This is a genomic window from Luteibacter sp. ME-Dv--P-043b, assembly GCF_030209605.1.
Taxonomy (GTDB): Bacteria; Pseudomonadota; Gammaproteobacteria; order Xanthomonadales; family Rhodanobacteraceae; genus Luteibacter.
On sequence record NZ_JARVRT010000016.1, the window covers coordinates 107,348 to 126,595 of the forward strand.

Below are 19,248 nucleotides of genomic sequence, written 5' to 3' on the forward strand. Positions count from 1 at the left end.
ATGCGCCCGCCAGCGCACAATGAATGTAGGAGCGGACGATGTCCGCGAACCCTAAACACTCCCTATTACAAACGAAGCCGCACCCCCACACCCCTGCCGGCGTTTCCGAACGCAAAACGAAATGAATTCGCGACATCGTGCGCTCCTACAACCGCGACGCCTGTTGTAATGAAAGGCATCGGTCGTTATAGGCGCGTTGAGGGTTTCGCGGACATCGTCCGCTCCTACACATGCGAGCACATGCCACGGCAAAGTTTCAGCGGCGGAGCTTGAGGCGCATCAGTCGCTTTATAGTCGAGCCATACGGCGGCCTAAGCATCGCAGTTACATCGAAACGTGCCTGGCTGTAGACCGGCCGCGCATGACTGAAAGTAAGAAACCCCGTCTTGCCGTGATACGCACCCGACCCCGACGCACCGATACCGCCGAACGGCAAATCGTCCATCGCCAGGTGCATCACCGTATCGTTGATCGTGACGCCACCGACCACCGTGCGCGACAGCACGCGCTCCTGCTCCGCCACATCGTTGCCGAAATAATAAAGACTGAGCGGCCGTTCGTGCCGGTTGACGTACGCGATGGCATCGTCGATACCGTCGTAGGGCAGGATTGGCAAAATCGGCCCGAATATCTCGTCGCGCATCACGTCCATCGTGTCGTTGGCGTTGAGCACCACCATCGGCGGGATGCGGCGATCTGCGCTGGCAGCGACCGCGCTAACGTCAACGTCGACGGGCACGGCAAGCTCCGTGTCGGTGGGAACAAGCATGCGCACAGTCGCACCGCCAGCACGCGCATTGTCTAGGTAACCCATCAATCGCGCATGATGCCGATCATTAACGATCGATGTGTAGTCCGGACTGTCCCACCACCTCGGAAACATCACCCCCGCCGCACGCGAGAGCGCAGCGACGAACGCCTCGACACGATCGCGCTGTACCAGCGCATAATCAGGCGCCACGCACATCTGCCCCGCATTGAGCGTCTTGCCGAACATCAATCGTCGCGCTGCGAGGTCCAGATCGGCATCACGACCGACGATGGCCGGCGACTTGCCGCCCAGCTCCAGCGTCACCGGCACGAGGTGTTCCGCCGCCGCACGTACGATGTGCTTCGCCACCGAGGTGGCACCGGTGAACAACAAATGGTCGAAGGGAAGCCGGGAAAACGCCTCACCCACGTCCGGACCGCCGGTCACCACCGCGATCTCGGTGTCGGCGAACGCGGTGCCGATCATCTGCTGCATCAGCGCCGAACAACGCGGCGTGAGTTCGGACGGCTTGAGCATCGCGCGGTTGCCGGCCGCGAGCACCCCCGCCAATGGCGCAAAGGTGAGGTTGAACGGGAAGTTCCAAGGCGAGATAACGCCCACCGTCCCCTTGGGCAGGTAGTCCACCCACGCCCGTGCACCCAGCAACGCGAGCGGCGCGGGCGACACCGCGCGGCGCTCGCGGCGCATCCACGCCCGCACATGGCGCTTTGCGTGCTTCAACGGTTCTATGGACGCCGCCACATCGGTGAACAGCGAGGCATCCACGCTGCGGTGGCCGAAGTCCTCGCTCAGCGCCTGGGTGATGGCGTCCGCGTGATCGACCAGCAGGCCGATGGCACGATCGAGGCGGTCGATGCGCGTCTCTGCCGAAGGCGGGCCTTCGGCGAGCTGGGCGGCTTTCTGGCGGTCGAGAATGTTCTGCATCCGGCCAGTGTAAGCCCGGATGCGTGATCAGGTGGCGGACGCAGACCAGCCACCACCCAGGGCGCGGATCAGCTGCACGCTGGCGCGCAGCTGGCGGGTTTCCAGGTCGATGACGTTGCGGCGGGCATCCAGCGCGGTCGTCTGCGCCTGCACCACGTCCAGGTAGCCCACCGCGCCTTCCCGGTAGCGGTTCATCGACAGGTCGACCGATCGCTGGGCCGCATCGGCGGCGGCGCGCTGGTCGACGAGTGCCGCACCCAGGTCGCGCAGCAGCGTGAGGTTGTCCTCGACCTGGGCGAAGGCATTGAGCACTACGTCGCGGTAGCGCGCGCCGGCTTCGTCGGTGGCGGCCTGCGCCTGTGCGACCACGGCCTTGCGGCGACCGCCGTCGAACAGGTTGAGCGCCAGCGTCGGCCCGATCGCCCAGAAACGGTTGGGCGCCGTGGCGATGCTGCCCCACGACGAACTCTGCCAGCCGCCCTGCCCGTCCAGCGTCAGTTGTGGGTAGAACGCGGATTTCGCCACGCCGATGCGCGCGTTGGCGGCGGCCGTGCGTCGCTCCGCCGCCGCGATGTCCGGGCGACGCTGCAGGATCAACGACGGCACCTCCAGCGGGATGGTCGGCACCTTGACCTGCCCGTCGTCGGCCGCGAGCTGGAAGTTCGAGGCCGTATCGCCCACCAGCACGGCGATCGCATGCAGCACCAGGCTGCGTTGTGCCTGCGCCTGGGTCAGCTGCGATTTCGCACTGGATAGCTGGGTCTGTGCGCGCGCCACGTCCAGGCCGGAGGCGATGCCACCGTCATGCCGCGACTGCGTCAGCTTCAGTGCCCGGGCGAACGCGTCGATGCTTTCCCGTAGCACTGTCACCTGCCGGTCGAACCCGTTGAGTTGCAGGTAGCTGTCGGCAAGCTGCGCCTGCAGGCTGAGGCGCGCGGCGGCAAGATCGTCCGCGGCGGCTACCTGCTCGGCCTTGCCCGCGGTGACGGTATCGCGCACGCGCCCCCACAGGTCCACCTCATAATCCAGCTGCGCACCGATCGTGTACGCGTTGTAGTACGACGGCGACGTGGCACCGCGCAAAGGCCGGGTGTCCGACTCGCGGTTACGCGTGCCGTTGGCATTCAGGCCGATCTGCGGGAAAAGGCCTGCGCGCACCTGGCGCAGAACGGCTTCCGACTGTTCGTAATGCGCCAGCGCGGCGGCGAGGGACGCGTTGTTGGCCAGCAGCTTCGCCTGCAGCGCATCGAGTCGGGCATCCCCATAGAGGGTCCACCAGCTATCGCGCGCCAGGCGATCGGCGGGCTTCGCCTCCGTCCACGGCGATACTGCATTGGCGTACTGCGGTGCCACGGGCACCTCGGGGGCCCGGTACGGCGGCGCCAGCGAACAGGCCGTCATGCCGACGGCGACGAGGGCCACCAGCGCTACCCGCTCAGGCCGGCGCATGATCACCCTCCGCCTTCTTGGGCGCGTTCACCCGCACGGTGTCGCCATCTGCCAGCCCGTCCGGCGGGCTCTCGATGAGACGATCGCCACGGGCGATCCCGGAGGACAGCTGCACGGTCTTGCCCATGTCACGCGCGACGGTAACGGTGCGGAAGCTCACCTTGTCGTGCGCATCGAGCACCGCGACGCGCAGCCCCCGGTCGTCGAATACCAGCGCGCTGGCAGGAACACTGAACAACGCGGCGTTACCGGGCAGGTCGAAAGTCACACTGGCGTAGGCACCGGGCAGCAGCGTGCCTTCGGCGTTGTCGACGGACACCTGGACCAGCGTGGTGCCCGTGGCCGCATTGATGGCGGACGACGAGGATTCCACGATACCCGTGAAGGTACGCCCCGGGTATTCCGGCACGGTGAGCTTCACGGTCGAGCCCCGCTTGATCGACGGCGCGTCGTTCTGCGGCACGTTGACGTACATGCGCAGCTTGCGCGTGTCCGAGACGACGAACAGCTCCTGGCCCCCTCCACCCGCATTGATCAGCGCACCCACATCCGTCTCGCGCGCCGTCACGGTGCCGTCGAACGGCGCGGTGAGCCGGGCAAACCCCTTCAGCGCCTGGATACGTTCCAGGTTGGCCTGCGCCGCGGTGGCGAGCGCATGCTTGGCCTCGTAGTCGCCCGTTTTCTCATCCACTTCCTGCCGGGAGACGGAATCGGAATCGCTCATGGATTTCCAACGCTTCGCCGTGGTCTGCGCCAGCGCCTCGTTGGCGCGCGCACTGGCCAGGTCGGCCCGGGCCTGCAGCAGCTGCTGGTCGAGATCCGGCGTTTCGATCTCGGCCAGCACGTCGCCGGCCTTCACCTTTTGGCCGATGTCCGCTTTCCAGTACTTGAGGTAGCCGCTGGTGCGCGCGTAGATCGGCGCGCGGGCATAGGCCTGCAACCGGCCGGGAAGATTGAGCTCGCCGCCACCCTGCCCGCCCTGCGGCTCGACCACATTCACCGTGGGCACGGCCTGCTCGTCCGTCCAGGCGCGCAGCTTGTGCGAGTCGTTGGCGCGCGTGGCGATGCCGGCGACGACGATCGCCAGCACCACGATGACGGCGATGATGCCGACGATGCGCAGACGACGCGGCGGTGGGGTATGCAACGTATCAGGCGACATGGACAGGCTCTCCGGAGGGCTTCGCCGGTGGTGTGGGGGACGCATGGCCGCGACGGCCGTGGATGATGCTGAAAACGACGGGGACGAAGAGCAGCGTGGCGATCGTGGCGAAGATCAGGCCACCGATCACCGCGCGGCCGAGCGGCGCGTTCTGCTCACCGCCCTCGCCCAGGCCCAGCGCCATCGGGCCCATGCCGATGATCATCGCCAGCGCGGTCATCAGCACCGGACGGAAGCGGACGAAGCCGCCCTCGAGCGCTGCGGCGGTGGCATCGCCGAGTTCGGCCAGGCGCTCGCGACAGAAGCTGACCACCAGGATGGAGTTGGCGGTGGCTACGCCCATGCACATGATCGCGCCGGTCAGCGCGGGCACCGACAGCGTGGTGTGCGTGGCGAACAGCATCCAGACGATGCCGGCGATGGCCGCGGGCAACGCCGTGACGATCACGAACGGGTCGCTCCACGATTGGAAGTTGACCACGATCAGCAGGTAGATGAGCACGATGGCGCCGAGCAGGCCGAAGATCAGCCCGGAGAACGCGTTGTTCATCGTCTGCACCTGGCCGAGCAGGGCCACGCTCGACGCCTTGGGCAGGTCCTTCTTGTGCGCGTCGATGATGCGCTGGATGTCCGCGGCCACGGCGCCCAGGTCGCGATCCTGCGTAGTGGCGTAGATCTCCACCATCGACTGGATGTTGTACTGGCTGACCACCGCGTTGGTGGCCGTCCGCTCGATGGTGGCGAAGCCACCGAGGATCTGGGAACCCGCCGTGCCGCTGCTGGGCGTGACCGGCACGTTCTGCAGGTCGGCCAGCGAGTCCATGGCGTATTGCGGCGTCTGCATCACGATGGGATACGACACGCCGTTCTGCGGATTGAGCCAGTAGGTGGGCGCGATCTGGCTGGAGCCGGCCAGGTTCACGCCCAGGCTGCTGGTGACGTCGCGCGCGGTGATGCCGACCTGCTGGGCCTGGCTGCGGTCCATGTTCACGTTCAGCGTGGGGTTGGCCTGCGATTGCTGGATCCGCGCATCGGCTACGCCGGGCACGCGGCGGATGTCACGCAACAGGCGATCGGCGTAGGCGAAGTTGGCCGACAGGTTGGGGCCGCGCACCTGCAGGTCGATCGGTGCCGGCGAGCCGAAGTTCAGGATCTGGCTGATGATGTCCGCGGGCGGAAACGAGAACGTCGTACCCGGAAATTCCCGCGGAAGTTTTTCGCGCAGCGTGCGGATGTAATCGGCCGTGGGCGCGTGCCCCTCGTTCAATGCGATCTGGATGTCGCCGTCCTGCGCACCGATGGTGCCGGTGTTGTTGTACGCGTTGTTGATACCCGAGTTGGACAGGCCGATGTTGTCCACCAGCGTACCCAGCTCTTCCCGCGGGATGATGCGGCGCACGGCGTTGCTCACCTGCGCGAAGATGCGCGCGCTTTCCTCCACGCGCGAACCGACCGGCGCCCGCACATGCATGAGGATCTGGCCGGAATCCACCGACGGGAAGAAGTTACGGCCCAGCATCGGTACCAGGCCGAACGACAGCACCACGAACGCCATGAAAACGATCACGAACACCTTGCGATGGGCGAGCGCCACGCCGAGCAACCCGTGGTAGCGATCGCGGACCGCCTCGAAGCGTGACTCGAAACCCCGCTGGAAGCGCACCAGCGGATTGCGCGACGGTGCCTTGCCCTCGCCATGCGGATCGTCGTGCGTATGCGGATGCAGCAGGTACTTCGCCATCGTCGGCACGAGCGTGCGCGAGAGGATGAACGACGCGATCATCGCGAACATCACCGCCTCGGCCATCGGCACGAACAGGAAGCGCGCCACGCCGTTGAGGAAGAACATGGGCACGAACACGATGCAGATGCACAGCAGCGACACGAAGGCCGGGGTGACGATCTGCGCGGCGCCGTCGAGGATCGCCGTCTCGACGTCCTTGCCCTGCTCCAGGTGCCAGTTGATGTTCTCGATGGTCACGGTGGCGTCGTCGACCAGGATGCCCACCGCCAGCGCCAGGCCACCCAGCGTCATGATGTTCATGGTCTCGCCGAACGCCGATAGTCCGGCGATCGAGCCCAGGATCGACAGCGGGATCGACGTGGCGATGATGACGGTGGAGCGCCAGCTGCCGAGGAAGAGCAGGATCATCAGGCTGGTCAGCGCGGCGGCGATCACGCCCTCGCGCGCCACTCCCTCGATGGCACCGCTGACGAACAGCGACTGGTCGCCGATCGGCTTGATCTCCAGCGAGGGAGGCACGGATTCCTTCAACCCGGCAACGCGGTCCTTGATGCCCTGGATGATCGCCAGCGTGGAGGCGGAGCCGTTCTTCAGCACCGTCATCAGCACCGAGCGGTTACCGTCGACGTGCACGATATTGGTCTGCGGCGGTGAGCCGTCGCGCACGTGGGCCACGTCGCGGATATACACGGTAGCGCCGTCCACGGTCTTCACGGGCAGGTTGCCCAGTTCGTCGATCACCGAGGGCGCGTTGTTGAGTTGCAGCGTGTACTCGAACCGGCCGATCTTCTGCGTGCCCACCGGCGTGATCAGGTTCTGCGCGGCCAGCGCGTTGGCCACATCCTGCGCGGACAGCCCGCGCGCCTGCAGCGCACCGGGATCGATGTCGATCTGCACCTGGCGCGTCTTGCCGCCGAAGGGGTACGGAATGGCCGCGCCCGGCACGGACGTCAACTGCGGGCGGATGACGTTGAGGCCCAGGTCGCCCAGGTTCTGCTCGGTCAGGCCCTTGCCGGACAGCGCCAGCTGGATGATCGGCACCGTGGAGGCGCTGTAGTTGAGGATGAGCGGCGGCGTGATGCCCGGGGGCAGCTGTTTCAGCAGGGTCTGCGCGACGGCGGTGACCTGCGCATTTGCCGTGCGGATGTCCACCGTCGGCTGGAAGAAGATCTTGACGATGCCGAAGCCCTGGATCGAATTGGCTTCGATGTGCTCCACGTCGTTCACGGTCGTGGTGAGCACCCGCTCGAACGGCGAGGTCACGCGGCCGGCCATCTGGTCGGGCGGCAGGCCGGTGTACTGCCACACCACCGCGATCACCGGAATGCGAATGTCGGGAAAGATATCCGTCGGCGTGCGCAGCGCCGCCAGCGGACCCACGATGAGGATCAACAACGCGAGGACGATGAAGGTATACGGTCGCGTGAGTGCGATCCGGACGATGCCGATCATGGGAAAGGATTCCGTGCGCGAATGCTGCGTCGCGGCGAAGTTTGCCCCCACGGGCCCGCAGGCCGTAGTTAAGATTTGTTTAGGCTGGCACGGCGGGGCATGTCACGGAGAACACGGCGCCGCGCTCGTCACCGCCGACCGCGAGCGAATAGCCATGCAGCCTCACGATGGCGCTGACGATCGCCAGCCCCAGGCCGCACCCTGGCTTGGCGCGGGTTTCGTCGGCACGATAGAAGCGCCGGAATACCGCTTCGCGCTCACCCTCGGGAATGCCCGGGCCCGTGTCGGCGATGTCGATGCGCGCCTCGCCGGAGGCGTCCGTCAAGGCCACCATGCACACCGTACCGTGGTCCGGGGTGAACTTGATGGCGTTGCCGACGAGGTTGGCGAACGCCTCGAACATGAGCTGGGGATCGCCGCGTAGCGGCGGCAGCGCACCCACTTCCAGGCGGAAATCCTGGCCGCGGTCCTCCGCCAGCGGGGCGTAGAACTCGTGCACGTTGCGCAGCACGGCACCGATATCGAGCGGCTCGAAGCACGCACTGCGCTGGCGATCCTCCAGCTCCGACACGCGCAGCAGTGCGCGGAAGCGCCCCAGCACGGTGTCGATGTCGGCCACGCACGCCTCCAGCGCGTCGCCTTCGGGCAACGCGGCAAACTGCTGTTGCAGCCGATAGAGCCGCGTGCGGACACGCGTGAGCGGTGTCCGCAGGTCGTGGGCGATGTTGTCGGTCACGCCCTTGACCTCGCCGAGCAGTCGTTCGATCTCGCCCAGGGCCGTGTTGACGGTGGCGGCCAGCAGGTCGACCTCGTCGCCGCCACGCGTCACCGGCAGGCGGACACTGAGGTCACCCTCGCGAATGGGCGCCATCGCCTGCTGGATGGCACGGATGCGCCGCGCGGGGCCACGCGCGATCAGCACGCCACCCAACACGCCGGGGATCAGCGTGAGCGACAGTCCCCACAGCAGGCCGCGGCGGATGATCGCGCCCAGGCCATCGATGGTCGTGCTGTCCTTGGCCACCACAAGGCGCTGGCCACCGGGCAACAGGCGGGTGACACCGCGGGCGCGCAGCGGTGAGCGGCGTGCGGAGGCGAGGACGTTGGCCTGCACCGAGGTCACCACGCCGTCTTCGGTCAGCTCGGCCGGCACGTGCGCGATATTGCCCGCGATACGCCGGCCGTCGGCCGCGAACAGCCCCACCCACATGAAGCCCTGCACGTCGACGGCGCTGGCCGCTTCCACGGTTTCCGGCAGGCGATGCGGATCGGTGGTTTCCAGGTAATGGATGCGCGCGGCCAGCATCTGGTCGACCACGCCGGTCAGGTAGCGCGAGGTTTCCCACTGCACCACGCCCAGCAACACCACGCACCAGATCGCGAAAAGCGCCCCGTAGATGAGGATCAGTCGCGAGGTGGCGGAACGCCAGGCGTCAGTCAGCGGGCGCAAGCAGGTATCCCGATCCGCGCACGGTGCGGATCAGCGGCGGCTGGCCGCTGCCGTCGATCTTGCGGCGAAGGCGTCCGATATGGACATCGATGACATTGGTACCCGGATCGAAATGGAACCCCCAGACATGCTCGAAGATCATCTGCCGCGTCACCACCTGCCCCGCATTCCGCATGAGGAATTCGAGCAGGCGGAACTCCGTGGGCAGCAGGGTGAGCGGCTGGCCGTTACGCAGGGCGTTGTGCTTGACCAGGTCGAGTTCCAGGTCGGCCACGTGCAGCCGGGTCTCGTTCGCGCTCGGCCGTCGTCGGCGCAACAGCACTTCGGCACGCGCGGCCAGTTCGTCCGGCGAGAACGGCTTGGTGAGGTAATCGTCGCCGCCGGCGCGTAGTCCACGGACACGCTCGTCCACGTCGGACAAGGCACTGATCATCAGCACGGGAGTATCGATGCGGCGCTGGCGCAACGCGGACACGATGTCGATGCCGTCCATGCCGGGCAGCATGCGATCGAGCGTGATGATGTCGTAGCCGTCGGCCAGCGCGCGGGCGAGGCCGTCGCGGCCATTGGCCACCCAGTCGGCGCTGAGGCCGTGCGCGGCCAGCTCCGCGACGATGTCGCGCGCGGTGACTTCATCGTCCTCGATGACCAGGGCCTTCGGCATCCGCAGCGACTCCGACAAAACGAAAAGGAACAACGGAAAACGGCCCCGAGGGGCCGTTCCGGATCTTACGCCCAACGCGGCACTCAGGCGGCGATGGCGACGCGCATCTTCTTCATCGCGTTCGCTTCGATCTGGCGGATACGCTCGGCGGAAACGCCGTACTCGTCCGCAAGATCCTGCAGCGTGGCCTTGTTGTCCTCGGCCAGCCAGCGACGCTGGATGATGTCGCGCGAGCGGGCATCCAGGTTGCCGAGCGCCGACGACAGCGCGCCCATCTGGTTGTTGCTCGCATCTTCCTCGGCGAGATTTTCGTACGGATCGGCGCCTTCGTCGACGAGGAACGCGGCGGGAGCCGGCTTGTCGTCGTCATCGGCATCGGCCGGAGCCTCGAAGCCCACATCGCGGCCGGAAAGACGCGATTCCATCTCGCGCACCGTGGCCTCGGGAACACCCAGGTCGTGGGCGACCACGCGCACTTCTTCCGCGTTCATCCAGCCCAGGCGCTTCTTGCTCTTGCGCAGGTTGAAGAACAGCTTGCGCTGCGCCTTGGTGGTGGCCACCTTGACGATGCGCCAGTTGCGCAGAATGAACTCGTGCATCTCGGCGCGAATCCAGTGCACCGCGAAACTGACCAGGCGAACGCCCTGGTCCGGGTCAAAGCGCTTGACCGCCTTCATCAGGCCGATGTTGCCTTCCTGGATCAGGTCCGACAGCTGCAGGCCGTAGCCGTTGTAGCCGCGGGCCACATGGACCACGAAGCGCAGGTGGGACATGACCAGCTGCTTGGCGGCGTCCAGATCGGCGTCGTCACGGAAGCGACGCGCCAGCGACTGCTCCTCGTCTAGGCTGAGCACCGGGATGCGATGGACTGCCGAGATGTAGGAATCCAGACTGCCGACGACGCTCGGGAGCCCGTAGTTACGGGTAACGAGAGCTTGGGACATGTGTGGAACCTCCAAAAAGTCTGTATGCAGATTAGCAGTCCCGCAGTGAGAGTGCTAAGTCAGCCCGAAGTTCATCGGTTAACTGTACGCAATGGTACAGAAATACCCCAAGCCTGTCCAGATGGACCCACCGGGGTATTCAGGAGGCAGACGGATACCCTGCCACCCGGCCAAGGCAGCACGGTGACACGGGAGACGTGACGCGCCCGTCGCACCCACCCTCATTGGGCCGCGAGGCGGGCTTTAAAGAGCCGCGGCCGGCGGAAGCGACCAGTCGATCGGCGCCTCGCCCCGGGACGCCAGGTACGCGTTTGTCTTGGCGAAGTGCCCGCACCCCATGAAACCCCGGTGCGCGGACAGCGGCGAGGGATGCACGCTGCGCAGGATCAGGTGGCGCTTTCCGTCGATCAGCTGGCCCTTCTTCTGGGCGTGGCTTCCCCACAGGAGAAACACCAGGCCTTCGCGCTCGCGATTCAGCGCGTCGATGGCGGCGTCCGTGAAGCCTTCCCAGCCCTTGCCCTGGTGCGATGCGGCCTGCCCCGCTTCCACCGTCAGCACCGCGTTGAGCAGCAGCACGCCCTGGTCGGCCCAGGGGGTGAGGCAGCCGTGGTCGGGCCGCGGAATGCCGAGGCTGTCTTCAATCTCCTTGAACATGTTCTGCAGCGACGGCGGCACCCGCACGCCGGGGCGCACCGAGAAGCTCAGCCCGTGCGCCTGACCGGGGCCGTGGTAGGGATCCTGGCCCAGGATGACCACGCGGACGCGGTCGAACGGCGTGTGCGCGAAGGCGTTGAAGATCTCCGGGCCCGGCGGGAAGATCGCCTTGCCTGCCGCCTTCTCTTCCCGAAGGAAGTGCGACAGGGCCAGCATGTCCGGCCGGTCGAGGTAAGGGCCGATCCGTTCCTTCCAGGACGGCTCCAGCTTGATGCGGTCGTTCAATCCCGTGTCCTTTCGCGCAGGTGAAGCGCCACTCGCAGCTGGAACAGCAGCTTGGTGATGAGCAGTTTTTCCTCGACGGGCTTCTCGACCAGGTCGTTGGCCCCCGCGCGGAGCAGCGCGGCCTGGTTGGCGGGGTTTTCGTCACCGGTCATGATGAGCGTCGGCAACCGACCCTTGCCGTAACCAAACTCGTTGCGGATGCGCTCGACCAGGTCGCCGCCCGTGAGCTCGCCTTTCAGGCTGACATCGGTCAGCACGATGTCAGCCCCCATCCGCCCCTGGAATTTCGCCTCATGCAGGTGGACCAGGGCGTCTTCCGCGCTGATCACGTGATGCACGGTCAGGCCGTATTTTTCCATCATGCGCCGCGTGGCCAGCGCGACCACCCGGCTGTCCTCGACATAGAGCACCTCGCCTTCGGCGCCCCCTTCCGGTCGGACATAGCCGCGGATGAATTCGGCCAGGGCCTCGAAGCCCAGCGACTTGTCGAAATAGTCGGTGACGAACTCGCCCAGTTCACGCCGATGGAGGCGTTCCTCGACGTCGCCCGAAACGACCACGATGGGCATGTAGATCTGCGGCGCGGATTCGCGCACGAAGCGGGCCACGTCCAGGCCATCCATATCGGGCAGGCGCAACGCCACGGTGACGAAATCGAACACGCCGCGCTGCAGCTCGACCTGGGCCTCCGCGCCGGTGGACACGCCCACGATCTCCACGCCAGGCACTTCCGCGGTGACGACCCGGGAAATGAGCTGGCGAACGACCCGGGAGCCGTCGACCAGGAGCATCCGCGGGGCCGTGCCGGCCACGCCCGAACCGATGTGAGTCGCCACCCGGGTGCCCTCCTGTCAGACCGCCGCGGCGCGGCGGATCTGCCGCGCGCTGACCAGCCGCGCACCCAGCCAGCCGAGCAGGGCCGCGGCGAACGGGACCGAAAGCAGCAACCACGCCGGCAGGCCACCGAAACTGACGCTGCCATCGTACGCCGCGGCGAGCCGCCCGACCGGCCCGGCCATGGCCAGCTCCAGCGTCACGGCCAGCACCACCGCCAGCACGCCGGCGAGGAAGCCGAGCCAGAGGCCCGCGTAAAGATAGGGCCGACGCACGAAGGGCCGGCTGGCGCCCACCAGCAGAAGCACACCGATCTCCGCGCTCCGGCTCTGGATATCGACCCGGATGGTGTTGCCCACGACCAGCAGCGCGGCAATGCCGAGCAGCGTGGCGAGCAGGCTCACGGCGCGCGTACCGACGCCGAGCAGGGCGTCCAGTCGCTGTCGCCACGCACCGGTGTCCTGCACCATGTCGACCCCGGGGGTGGCCTTCATCGCCTCGACCAGGCGTCCGGCATCCTCGGCGGACAGCCCGCTGCGCGGCTGCACCGAAAGCACGTAGGGCAACGGGTTCACGTCCAGCGACTGCAGCGACCCGGAAAACCCCTGGACCTCGGCCAGCTCGTCCAGGCCGTCCTTGGGCGTGCGCACCACCACCTCGGCCACCTCGGGACGCCCACGCAACGCGGAGGCCGCGGTCTCGGCCATGGCGCCGTTCTGGCCCGGCTTCATGAAGGCGCTGATGGACTGGTTGCGGCCGAGGGCGTCACCCATGCGCTCGACATTGCCCAGCAGCAGGTAGAACGCCAGCGGCAACGCCAGCGCCACGCCCATGACCGCCACCGTGAGCAGCGTGCTCAGCGGACGCGCGGCCAGGCGCCGCAGGCTGATCGAGAGGCTCCACGCGTGGTGTTCGCGCCAGGCCCCCATCCGGCGCGCTTCGCTGCGCTGGGTCTTGGCGGGTTCGGCAGGGCGGCGGGTGTCGCGAGCGGCGTTCATACCACCTCCGTGGCAGGCACATCGGCCACCAGCTTGCCGTGGTCCAGCACGACCACGCGCTTCTTCATGCGCTTGATGAGCATGAGATCGTGGCTGGCGACGAGCACGGCCGTGCCCACCTGCTGGAATTCGGCGAACAGGGTCATGATTTCCATCGCCAGCTGGGGGTCGAGGTTACCGGTGGGCTCGTCGGCGATCAGCACGGCCGGTTTGGCGACGATGGCGCGCGCGATGCCCACCCGCTGCTGTTCCCCCGTGGAGAGGGCATCGGGCAACTGCTTTTCGTAGCTGAGCAGGCCGACCTTCTCGAGCGCCGCGCGCACCCGGCGCGAACGATCCGCGGGCGCGATGCCGGCGATGACCAGCGGCAGTTCGACATTGGCGAACACGCTGCGATCCATCAGCAGCCGGTGGTCCTGGAAAACCATGCCCAGCTTGCGGCGGATGCGGGGAATGTCCGCCGAGCGGACGGTGTTGAGCTTCTGGCCGTCGAGGGTGACGACGCCGTTGGTCGGGCGCTCGATCATGGCCAGCAGCTTGAGCAGCGTGCTCTTGCCCGCGCCGGAATGGCCGGTCACGAAGGCCATCTCGCCCGCCGCGACCTGGAACGAGACGTCGGTAAGGGCCTGGTGATCGCCCTCGTATCGTTTGCTCACCAGATCGAAACCGATCACCGCGTCACCCGTTGGCTGTTCAGCCTCAGAGGATAAGGGATGTCGTGACGGTTTTGCGGGCCGCCTGCATGCAGGCGGCCCGCAGGCACCTCAGCGGCTGCCGAAGAGGCGACCGATGCGGCGGAAGAAGCCGACTTTTTTCTCGTGCGTCTTTTCCGCGGGAGCCGGCGTGCCGGCGGGACGGTTCGCCGCCACCTGGCGTGACGGACGACGCCCCGGGTTCGACTCGGCCGGACCCTCGTCCTTATGGCGCGCGCCCGGCGGCGACGCCGGGCGATCGGCCGTGGCCGCCGCCTCGACCACCTGCTGGCCGTCGGTCGCCACGTCGAGGCCCTCCCGTGCGCCACGACCGCGACCACCGCGACGGCGGCGACGCTTCTTCACCGCGCCGTCGGCGGCCATGGCCTCGGCGGCAGCCGGCAGTTGCTCGACCGACTCCGCGACCACGACCGTCGTCATCGGTATTTCGGTGGATGCCGCGGTGAAACCGCCCACGGGCTGGTCCTCGCGCGGCGGACGCGGGCGGCGCTCACGGCTGGCCGGACGCTCGCCGGAACGGGACGGCCCGCCACGACCGTCGCGGCCGGCACGGCCACCCTTCTCCGGCGGCGCGCCGCGGGTCGGGATGTGGCCGCCGGTGTCGTTCGGATCGTCCACTTCGTCCTGCACGCCGTCGGCGCGCGGACGCGGTGCCGGCATCACCAGCATCTTCGCCTCGATGGAGGCGGTGGGGATCTTCTGGTTGATGTAGGTCTCGATGTCCGGCAGGCCCATCGCATACAGGTCGCAGGCGAAGCTGACCGCGTCGCCCTCCGCACCCAGGCGGGCGGTACGGCCGATGCGATGCACGTAGTCTTCGGCGTCCTGCGGAAGGTCGTAGTTGAAGACGTGGCTGACCGCCGGGATGTGCAGGCCGCGCGCGGCCACGTCGGTGGCCACGAGCAGGTCGATCTGGCCATCCTGGAAGCGCTGGAGCAGCTTCTGGCGCTTGACCTGCGGCACGTCGCCGGAAATGGCGCCGACGCGGAAGTTGTGCCGCTTCAGGCGATCGGTGATGCGTTCGGCGGCGGCCTTGGTGTTGACGAAGATGATGCTGCGCTCGGTCTTGCTCTCTTCGAGCAGGTTGAGCAGAAGGGGCATCTTCTCTTCCTTGGAGGGGAAGTAGACGACCTGGCGGACCCGGTCGGCGGTGACGTTCTCCGTCTCCACCACCAGTTTCTCGGCCTCGTGCATGTGTTCGTAGGCCAGCTCCAGCACGCGGTGGCTGAGCGTGGCGGAGAACAGCAGCACCTGGCGCTTCTCGCGGGCCGGCAGGCGGCGGAAGATGAAGCGCACGTCCTTGATGAAGCCGAGGTCGAACATGCGGTCGGCTTCGTCGATGACCATGACCTCGACCGCGCCGAAACCGAACACATCCTGCTTGTAGTAGTCGAGCAGGCGGCCGGGCGTGGCGATGATGATGTCGCAGCCGTCGCGCAGCTGCTGGCGCTGCTTGTCGTAGTCCACCCCGCCGTAGATCAGCGCACTGCGCAGGCCGGTGGCCTTGCCGATCGTCTGGAAATCCTTCTCGATCTGGATGGCCAGCTCGCGGGTGGGCGCGATGATCAGGGCACGCGGATCGGCATCCTTGCGGTCCGCCGCGGCCGGGTGCTTGAGCAGGCGGTCCATCAGGGCGACCAGGAAGGCGAAGGTCTTGCCCGTGCCCGTCTGCGCCTGGCCGGCGACGTCGCGTCCCAGCAGGGCGACCGGCAGGGTCAGTGCCTGGATGGGCGTGCAGCGGGTGATGCCCGCGGTGGCCAGACCCTGGTGGAGCAACGGATGGAGGTCGAGGTTTTCGTAGAAGACGTCGGTGAGAACGGTTTCGGACATAGGTAGGAATGGCCTGCGTCGCGCCACGCACATGCGCGGCGGCATCCCCGGCGACCGTAGGGTCGGGGGACGGTGGGTGATCCGACCGGCGTCACGGGAGAGTCGGGGGCGGCCGGTTACCACCGGCGGCCTTACGACTCGCCCGGCGCACGATGGCCGGAGGCGGCGGCGCGCGACCCGACGGCTTCCGCTGGCATAGGTGAAAAGGCTGGAAAACGGGTAACCTTCTCACCTATGTCAACGGAAACCATCCCGTCGGCGCCCTTGAAACGCTTGAAGCGCGCCCCTAGTTGCGTTGGAAGGAGGGCTCGAGGCTGCAATGGCCAGGACCTTCGCTTCCGGTGCGACCCGCGACATGAGGCGCCTTAGTGTAGCCGATGTGAGCGTTACGGTCGTCAAGCCCCCCAGTCACCCCTTTTTGGAGATAACGGTGAGCGACAAGATCACCCATACGAGCGACGCTGCGTTCCAGCAGGAAGTCCTCGATTCCGACACCCCGGTCCTGCTCGACTTCTGGGCGGAATGGTGCGGCCCCTGCAAGTCCATCGCGCCGTTGCTCGACGAACTGGCCGGCGAATACGAGGGCAAGCTGAAGATCGTCAAGATCAACATCGACGAGAACCAGCAGACGCCGCGTCAGTTCGGCGTGCGCGGCATTCCCACCCTCATGCTGTTCAAGGACGGCAAGGTGGCAGGCACCCAGATCGGTGCCGTGGGCAAGGGCCAGCTGGCCAAGTTCATCGACGGCGCCCTCTGATCCGGTTCATCGCATGACCCGAGCCACCGCGTGAGGCGCTTTACGTCGCGCCTCACGCGATGCTAGGCTCTAGGGGTTCGCCGGGACACCGCTTGTCCCCCCAGTCGCGAACCCTCTCCCTTCTTCTTTTAACGGCGCCCCGTGAGGTTTGCCCGTGTCCGATATCGAAACCAAAGACTCCAACGACGCCAAGGGCGCCGGCGACACGCCTGCGACCGAACCGCGTCCCCGTACGCGCCGCAAGGCGCCGCCTGCCGAAACGCAGGCGGTAGAGACGAGTGCTCCCGCACCGGCTCCGGTCAAGGCCCCGCCGCCGTTGCCACCCGTGCCCGCACCGATGCCCGCGCCCGCCCCCCAGGCGGAACTGCAGCTGGGTAACACCTCGGCGCCGCCCGCGGATGCCCGACCGGCTTCGCCGCAAGGCGAGTCCCGCGACGGTGGCCAGGCCAACCCGCCCCAGGGCGGCGGCCAGGGCGGTCAGAACGGCCAGCCGCAGGGCCGGGGCGACAACCCCAACCCGCAGCAGAACCGTAACGACCGCAATCCTAACGGTGGCGCCAACCCCAACGGTGGCCCCAACAACGCCAACAATGCCGAGCGCGAAGGCCGCGGCCGTCGTCGCCGCAACGAGCGCAACCCGCCCCGTCCGGGCGGCGGTGGCGGTGGTGGTGGCGGCAATCCGGGCAACGGCAATGGCGGCGGTGGCAATTATCAGCATCCGCGCAACAACAATAACAACGGCTACCCCGTCGACGACGACGAGAACGCCGATGCCGGCAGCAACGATCGCCTGATCAACCTGACCGAGCTCAAGCGCAAGAACGCCATCCAGTTGCTCGAGTTCGCCGAGTCGCTCGGCGTGCGCGAAGGCGTGGCCCGCCAGCGCAAGCAGGATGTGGTGTTCAACATCCTGAAGGCCCACGCCCGGTCGGGCGGCGGCATCTGGGCGGAAGGCGTGCTGGAAATCCTGCAGGACGGCTTCGGCTTCCTGCGCTCGGCCGACGAGTCGTACCTGGCCGGCCCGGACGACATCTACGTCTCGCCCAGCCAGATCCGTCGCTTCAACCTGCGCACCGGCGACTACATCACCGGACGCGTCCGCCATCCCAAGGAAGGCGAGCGCTACTTCGCGATGCTCAAGGTGGACGACATCAACGGCGATCCGCCGGAGGCGTCGAAGAACAAGCTGTTGTTCGAAAACCTCACGCCGCTGTTCCCGCGCAAGTCGTTCAAACTCGAGCGCGGCAACGGCTCCACCGAGGACATCACCGGCCGCATCCTCGACCTGGTGGCGCCCATCGGTCGGGGCCAGCGTGGCCTCATCGTCTCCCAGCCCAAATCCGGCAAGACGATGATGCTGCAGAACGTCGCGCAGGCCATCCAGTACAACCACCCGGACGTCCATCTGATCATGCTTTTGATCGATGAGCGCCCCGAGGAAGTCACGGAAATCGCCCGCACGGTTCGCGCCGAAGTGATCAGCTCCACCTTCGACGAACCCGCGGTGCGCCACGTGCAGGTAGCCGAGATGGTGATCGAGCGGGCCAAGCGCCTGGTCGAGCACAAGAAGGACGTGGTGATCCTGCTCGACTCGATCACCCGCCTTGCCCGCGCCTACAACACGGTGGTGCCGAGCTCCGGCAAGGTGCTCACCGGCGGTGTCGACGCCAACGCCCTGCAGCGTCCGAAGCGATTCTTCGGCGCGGCACGCAACGTCGAGGAAGGCGGCAGCCTGACGATCATCGCCACGGCGCTGACCGATACGGGCTCGAAGATGGACGAGGTGATCTACGAGGAGTTCAAGGGTACCGGCAACATGGAAGTGCACCTGTCCCGGCGCATCTCCGAGAAGCGCGTCTATCCCGCCATCGATATCAACCGCTCCGGCACGCGCCGCGAAGACCTGCTGATCGATCCGGACCTGCTCGCCAAGATCTGGATCCTGCGCAAGCTCCTCCACCCGATGGACGAGCTGGCGGCGATGGAGTTCATGCTCGACAAGATGAAGAACACGAAGTCAAACGACGAGTTCTTCAATTCGATGAAGCGCTGACCGCGATCCATCGCACAGGAAAAAAGGCCGCCCGTGGGCGGCCTTTTTTTGTGGACGCTACCGCGAACCCGGGCAGGGGACGGCCTAGTCACCCTGGGCGCTCACGAAACGTCGATGAAGCGCTGATCGCGATACCTCGCTCGGCGCTTATCTGTAAGCGAATTGGGCAACGTAAAATGCAAGGCACTCCAGCCTCTCTTTGTCGGCCGCCGTGACGCGACGCCACGGCGCTGGTGCGTCGCGTGATCGTGATGGACTATCTAGCCAAACCCATGGAGAACACGGCATGAAGCATTTAAAGGTCACGATCGTCAATGACGAACCAGGCGATACCGGTCCGATCATGGTTCGGGTGATGGATGCGAAAGGCCAGGCGCTTTCCGAAGACAGGCTCGAGGAGGGGAGTGAAGAAGAAGTTCGGTTCACCGACGGGGAAAGCATCGTCATCTCCGCCGCATGATCGATCGATGCCCCCGCGTCGCGGGGGCGTACCGCGACTCACGGCGACGCCTCATGGCGGTCCCTAAGCCCTGGCGCAAGCGCCGGGGCTTTTCTTTGGCCCT

Annotated in this window: 16 protein-coding genes; 4 read left to right on the top strand and 12 right to left on the bottom strand. The window is 66.8% G+C overall.

Annotated elements, in window-relative coordinates; all coding sequences use genetic code 11:
- Positions 1 to 256: 256 nt before the first annotated feature.
- Entirely contained in the window at positions 257 to 1,627 is a 1,371-nt protein-coding gene (locus tag QRN34_RS10115) for a coniferyl aldehyde dehydrogenase (RefSeq protein ID WP_285404346.1), read from the bottom strand.
- On the opposite strand from QRN34_RS10115, the gene QRN34_RS10120 reads away from it, so the two are divergent.
- A complete protein-coding gene (locus tag QRN34_RS10120) occupies positions 1,544 to 1,723 on the top strand; it encodes a hypothetical protein (RefSeq protein ID WP_285404355.1) in 180 nt (59 codons plus the stop codon). The two genes, QRN34_RS10115 and QRN34_RS10120, sit on opposite strands and share 84 nt — an antisense overlap.
- Here QRN34_RS10120 and QRN34_RS10125 read toward each other — a convergent pair whose 3' ends face one another.
- From QRN34_RS10125 to QRN34_RS10175, 11 genes are all read right to left on the bottom strand, one after another.
- The gene (locus QRN34_RS10125; protein WP_285404162.1) at positions 1,724 to 3,145 is read right to left on the bottom strand and encodes an efflux transporter outer membrane subunit; all 1,422 of its coding nucleotides are present in this window, start codon (positions 3,143 to 3,145) and stop codon (positions 1,724 to 1,726) included. It abuts the gene before it with no gap.
- On the bottom strand, positions 3,132 to 4,307 hold the full coding sequence (locus QRN34_RS10130; RefSeq protein WP_285404164.1) for an efflux RND transporter periplasmic adaptor subunit: 1,176 nt from the start codon (positions 4,305 to 4,307) through the stop codon (positions 3,132 to 3,134). The genes QRN34_RS10125 and QRN34_RS10130 overlap by 14 nt, the downstream gene beginning before the upstream one ends.
- The gene (locus tag QRN34_RS10135) at positions 4,297 to 7,503 is read right to left on the bottom strand and encodes an efflux RND transporter permease subunit (protein WP_285404166.1); all 3,207 of its coding nucleotides are present in this window, start codon (positions 7,501 to 7,503) and stop codon (positions 4,297 to 4,299) included. The genes QRN34_RS10130 and QRN34_RS10135 overlap by 11 nt, the downstream gene beginning before the upstream one ends.
- 79 nt (positions 7,504 to 7,582) lie before the next feature.
- A complete protein-coding gene (locus QRN34_RS10140) occupies positions 7,583 to 8,953 on the bottom strand; it encodes an ATP-binding protein (RefSeq protein ID WP_285404168.1) in 1,371 nt (456 codons plus the stop codon).
- The gene (locus QRN34_RS10145; RefSeq protein ID WP_285404170.1) at positions 8,937 to 9,617 is read right to left on the bottom strand and encodes a response regulator transcription factor; all 681 of its coding nucleotides are present in this window, start codon (positions 9,615 to 9,617) and stop codon (positions 8,937 to 8,939) included. Before QRN34_RS10145 ends, QRN34_RS10140 begins: the two co-directional genes overlap by 17 nt.
- Before the next feature lie 83 nt (positions 9,618 to 9,700).
- Entirely contained in the window at positions 9,701 to 10,561 is an 861-nt protein-coding gene (rpoH, locus tag QRN34_RS10150) for an RNA polymerase sigma factor RpoH (RefSeq protein WP_285404172.1), read from the bottom strand.
- 243 nt (positions 10,562 to 10,804) lie between these two features.
- On the bottom strand, positions 10,805 to 11,500 hold the full coding sequence (gene ung / locus QRN34_RS10155) for a uracil-DNA glycosylase (protein WP_285404174.1): 696 nt from the start codon (positions 11,498 to 11,500) through the stop codon (positions 10,805 to 10,807).
- Positions 11,497 to 12,291 carry a response regulator gene (locus QRN34_RS10160; protein ID WP_285404348.1) on the bottom strand — a complete coding sequence of 265 codons (795 nt, stop codon included), beginning with the start codon at positions 12,289 to 12,291 and terminating at the stop codon, positions 11,497 to 11,499. The genes ung and QRN34_RS10160 overlap by 4 nt, the downstream gene beginning before the upstream one ends.
- 60 nt (positions 12,292 to 12,351) lie before the next feature.
- Positions 12,352 to 13,332, bottom strand: coding sequence for a permease-like cell division protein FtsX (gene ftsX, locus QRN34_RS10165; protein WP_285404176.1), 981 nt, complete (start codon positions 13,330 to 13,332; stop codon positions 12,352 to 12,354).
- Positions 13,329 to 14,006, bottom strand: coding sequence for a cell division ATP-binding protein FtsE (gene ftsE, locus QRN34_RS10170; RefSeq protein WP_285404178.1), 678 nt, complete (start codon positions 14,004 to 14,006; stop codon positions 13,329 to 13,331). Before ftsE ends, ftsX begins: the two co-directional genes overlap by 4 nt.
- 90 nt (positions 14,007 to 14,096) lie before the next feature.
- Positions 14,097 to 15,875, bottom strand: a complete 1,779-nt coding sequence (locus QRN34_RS10175; RefSeq protein ID WP_285404180.1) for a DEAD/DEAH box helicase — start codon at positions 15,873 to 15,875, stop codon at positions 14,097 to 14,099.
- 430 nt (positions 15,876 to 16,305) lie between these two features.
- Here QRN34_RS10175 and trxA point away from each other — a divergent pair, with 430 nt between their 5' ends.
- The 3 genes from trxA (at position 16,306) to QRN34_RS10190 (ending at position 19,145) form a co-directional block, all read left to right on the top strand.
- On the top strand, positions 16,306 to 16,632 hold the full coding sequence (trxA, locus tag QRN34_RS10180) for a thioredoxin TrxA (protein WP_036143580.1): 327 nt from the start codon (positions 16,306 to 16,308) through the stop codon (positions 16,630 to 16,632).
- Between the two features lie 154 nt (positions 16,633 to 16,786).
- Positions 16,787 to 18,685 carry a transcription termination factor Rho gene (gene rho / locus QRN34_RS10185; protein ID WP_285404182.1) on the top strand — a complete coding sequence of 633 codons (1,899 nt, stop codon included), beginning with the start codon at positions 16,787 to 16,789 and terminating at the stop codon, positions 18,683 to 18,685.
- Positions 18,686 to 18,971: 286 nt separating this feature from the next.
- The gene (locus QRN34_RS10190) at positions 18,972 to 19,145 is read left to right on the top strand and encodes a hypothetical protein (protein WP_285404184.1); all 174 of its coding nucleotides are present in this window, start codon (positions 18,972 to 18,974) and stop codon (positions 19,143 to 19,145) included.
- The last annotated feature ends 103 nt before the right edge of the window (positions 19,146 to 19,248 follow it).

What these genes read in the sequence shown, in the direction of transcription:
- QRN34_RS10125 (WP_285404162.1), bottom strand. Translation starts at nt 3,145, where the DNA reads ATGCGCCGGCCTGAGCGGGTAGCGCTGGTGGCCCTCGTCGCCGTCGGC.
- QRN34_RS10130 (WP_285404164.1), bottom strand. Translation starts at nt 4,307, where the DNA reads ATGTCGCCTGATACGTTGCATACCCCACCGCCGCGTCGTCTGCGCATC.
- QRN34_RS10135 (WP_285404166.1), bottom strand. Translation starts at nt 7,503, where the DNA reads ATGATCGGCATCGTCCGGATCGCACTCACGCGACCGTATACCTTCATC.
- QRN34_RS10145 (WP_285404170.1), bottom strand. Translation starts at nt 9,617, where the DNA reads ATGCCGAAGGCCCTGGTCATCGAGGACGATGAAGTCACCGCGCGCGAC.
- rpoH (WP_285404172.1), bottom strand. Translation starts at nt 10,561, where the DNA reads ATGTCCCAAGCTCTCGTTACCCGTAACTACGGGCTCCCGAGCGTCGTC.
- QRN34_RS10160 (WP_285404348.1), bottom strand. Translation starts at nt 12,291, where the DNA reads ATGCTCCTGGTCGACGGCTCCCGGGTCGTTCGCCAGCTCATTTCCCGG.
- ftsX (WP_285404176.1), bottom strand. Translation starts at nt 13,332, where the DNA reads ATGAACGCCGCTCGCGACACCCGCCGCCCTGCCGAACCCGCCAAGACC.
- QRN34_RS10175 (WP_285404180.1), bottom strand. Translation starts at nt 15,875, where the DNA reads ATGTCCGAAACCGTTCTCACCGACGTCTTCTACGAAAACCTCGACCTC.
- QRN34_RS10190 (WP_285404184.1), top strand. Translation starts at nt 18,972, where the DNA reads ATGAAGCATTTAAAGGTCACGATCGTCAATGACGAACCAGGCGATACC.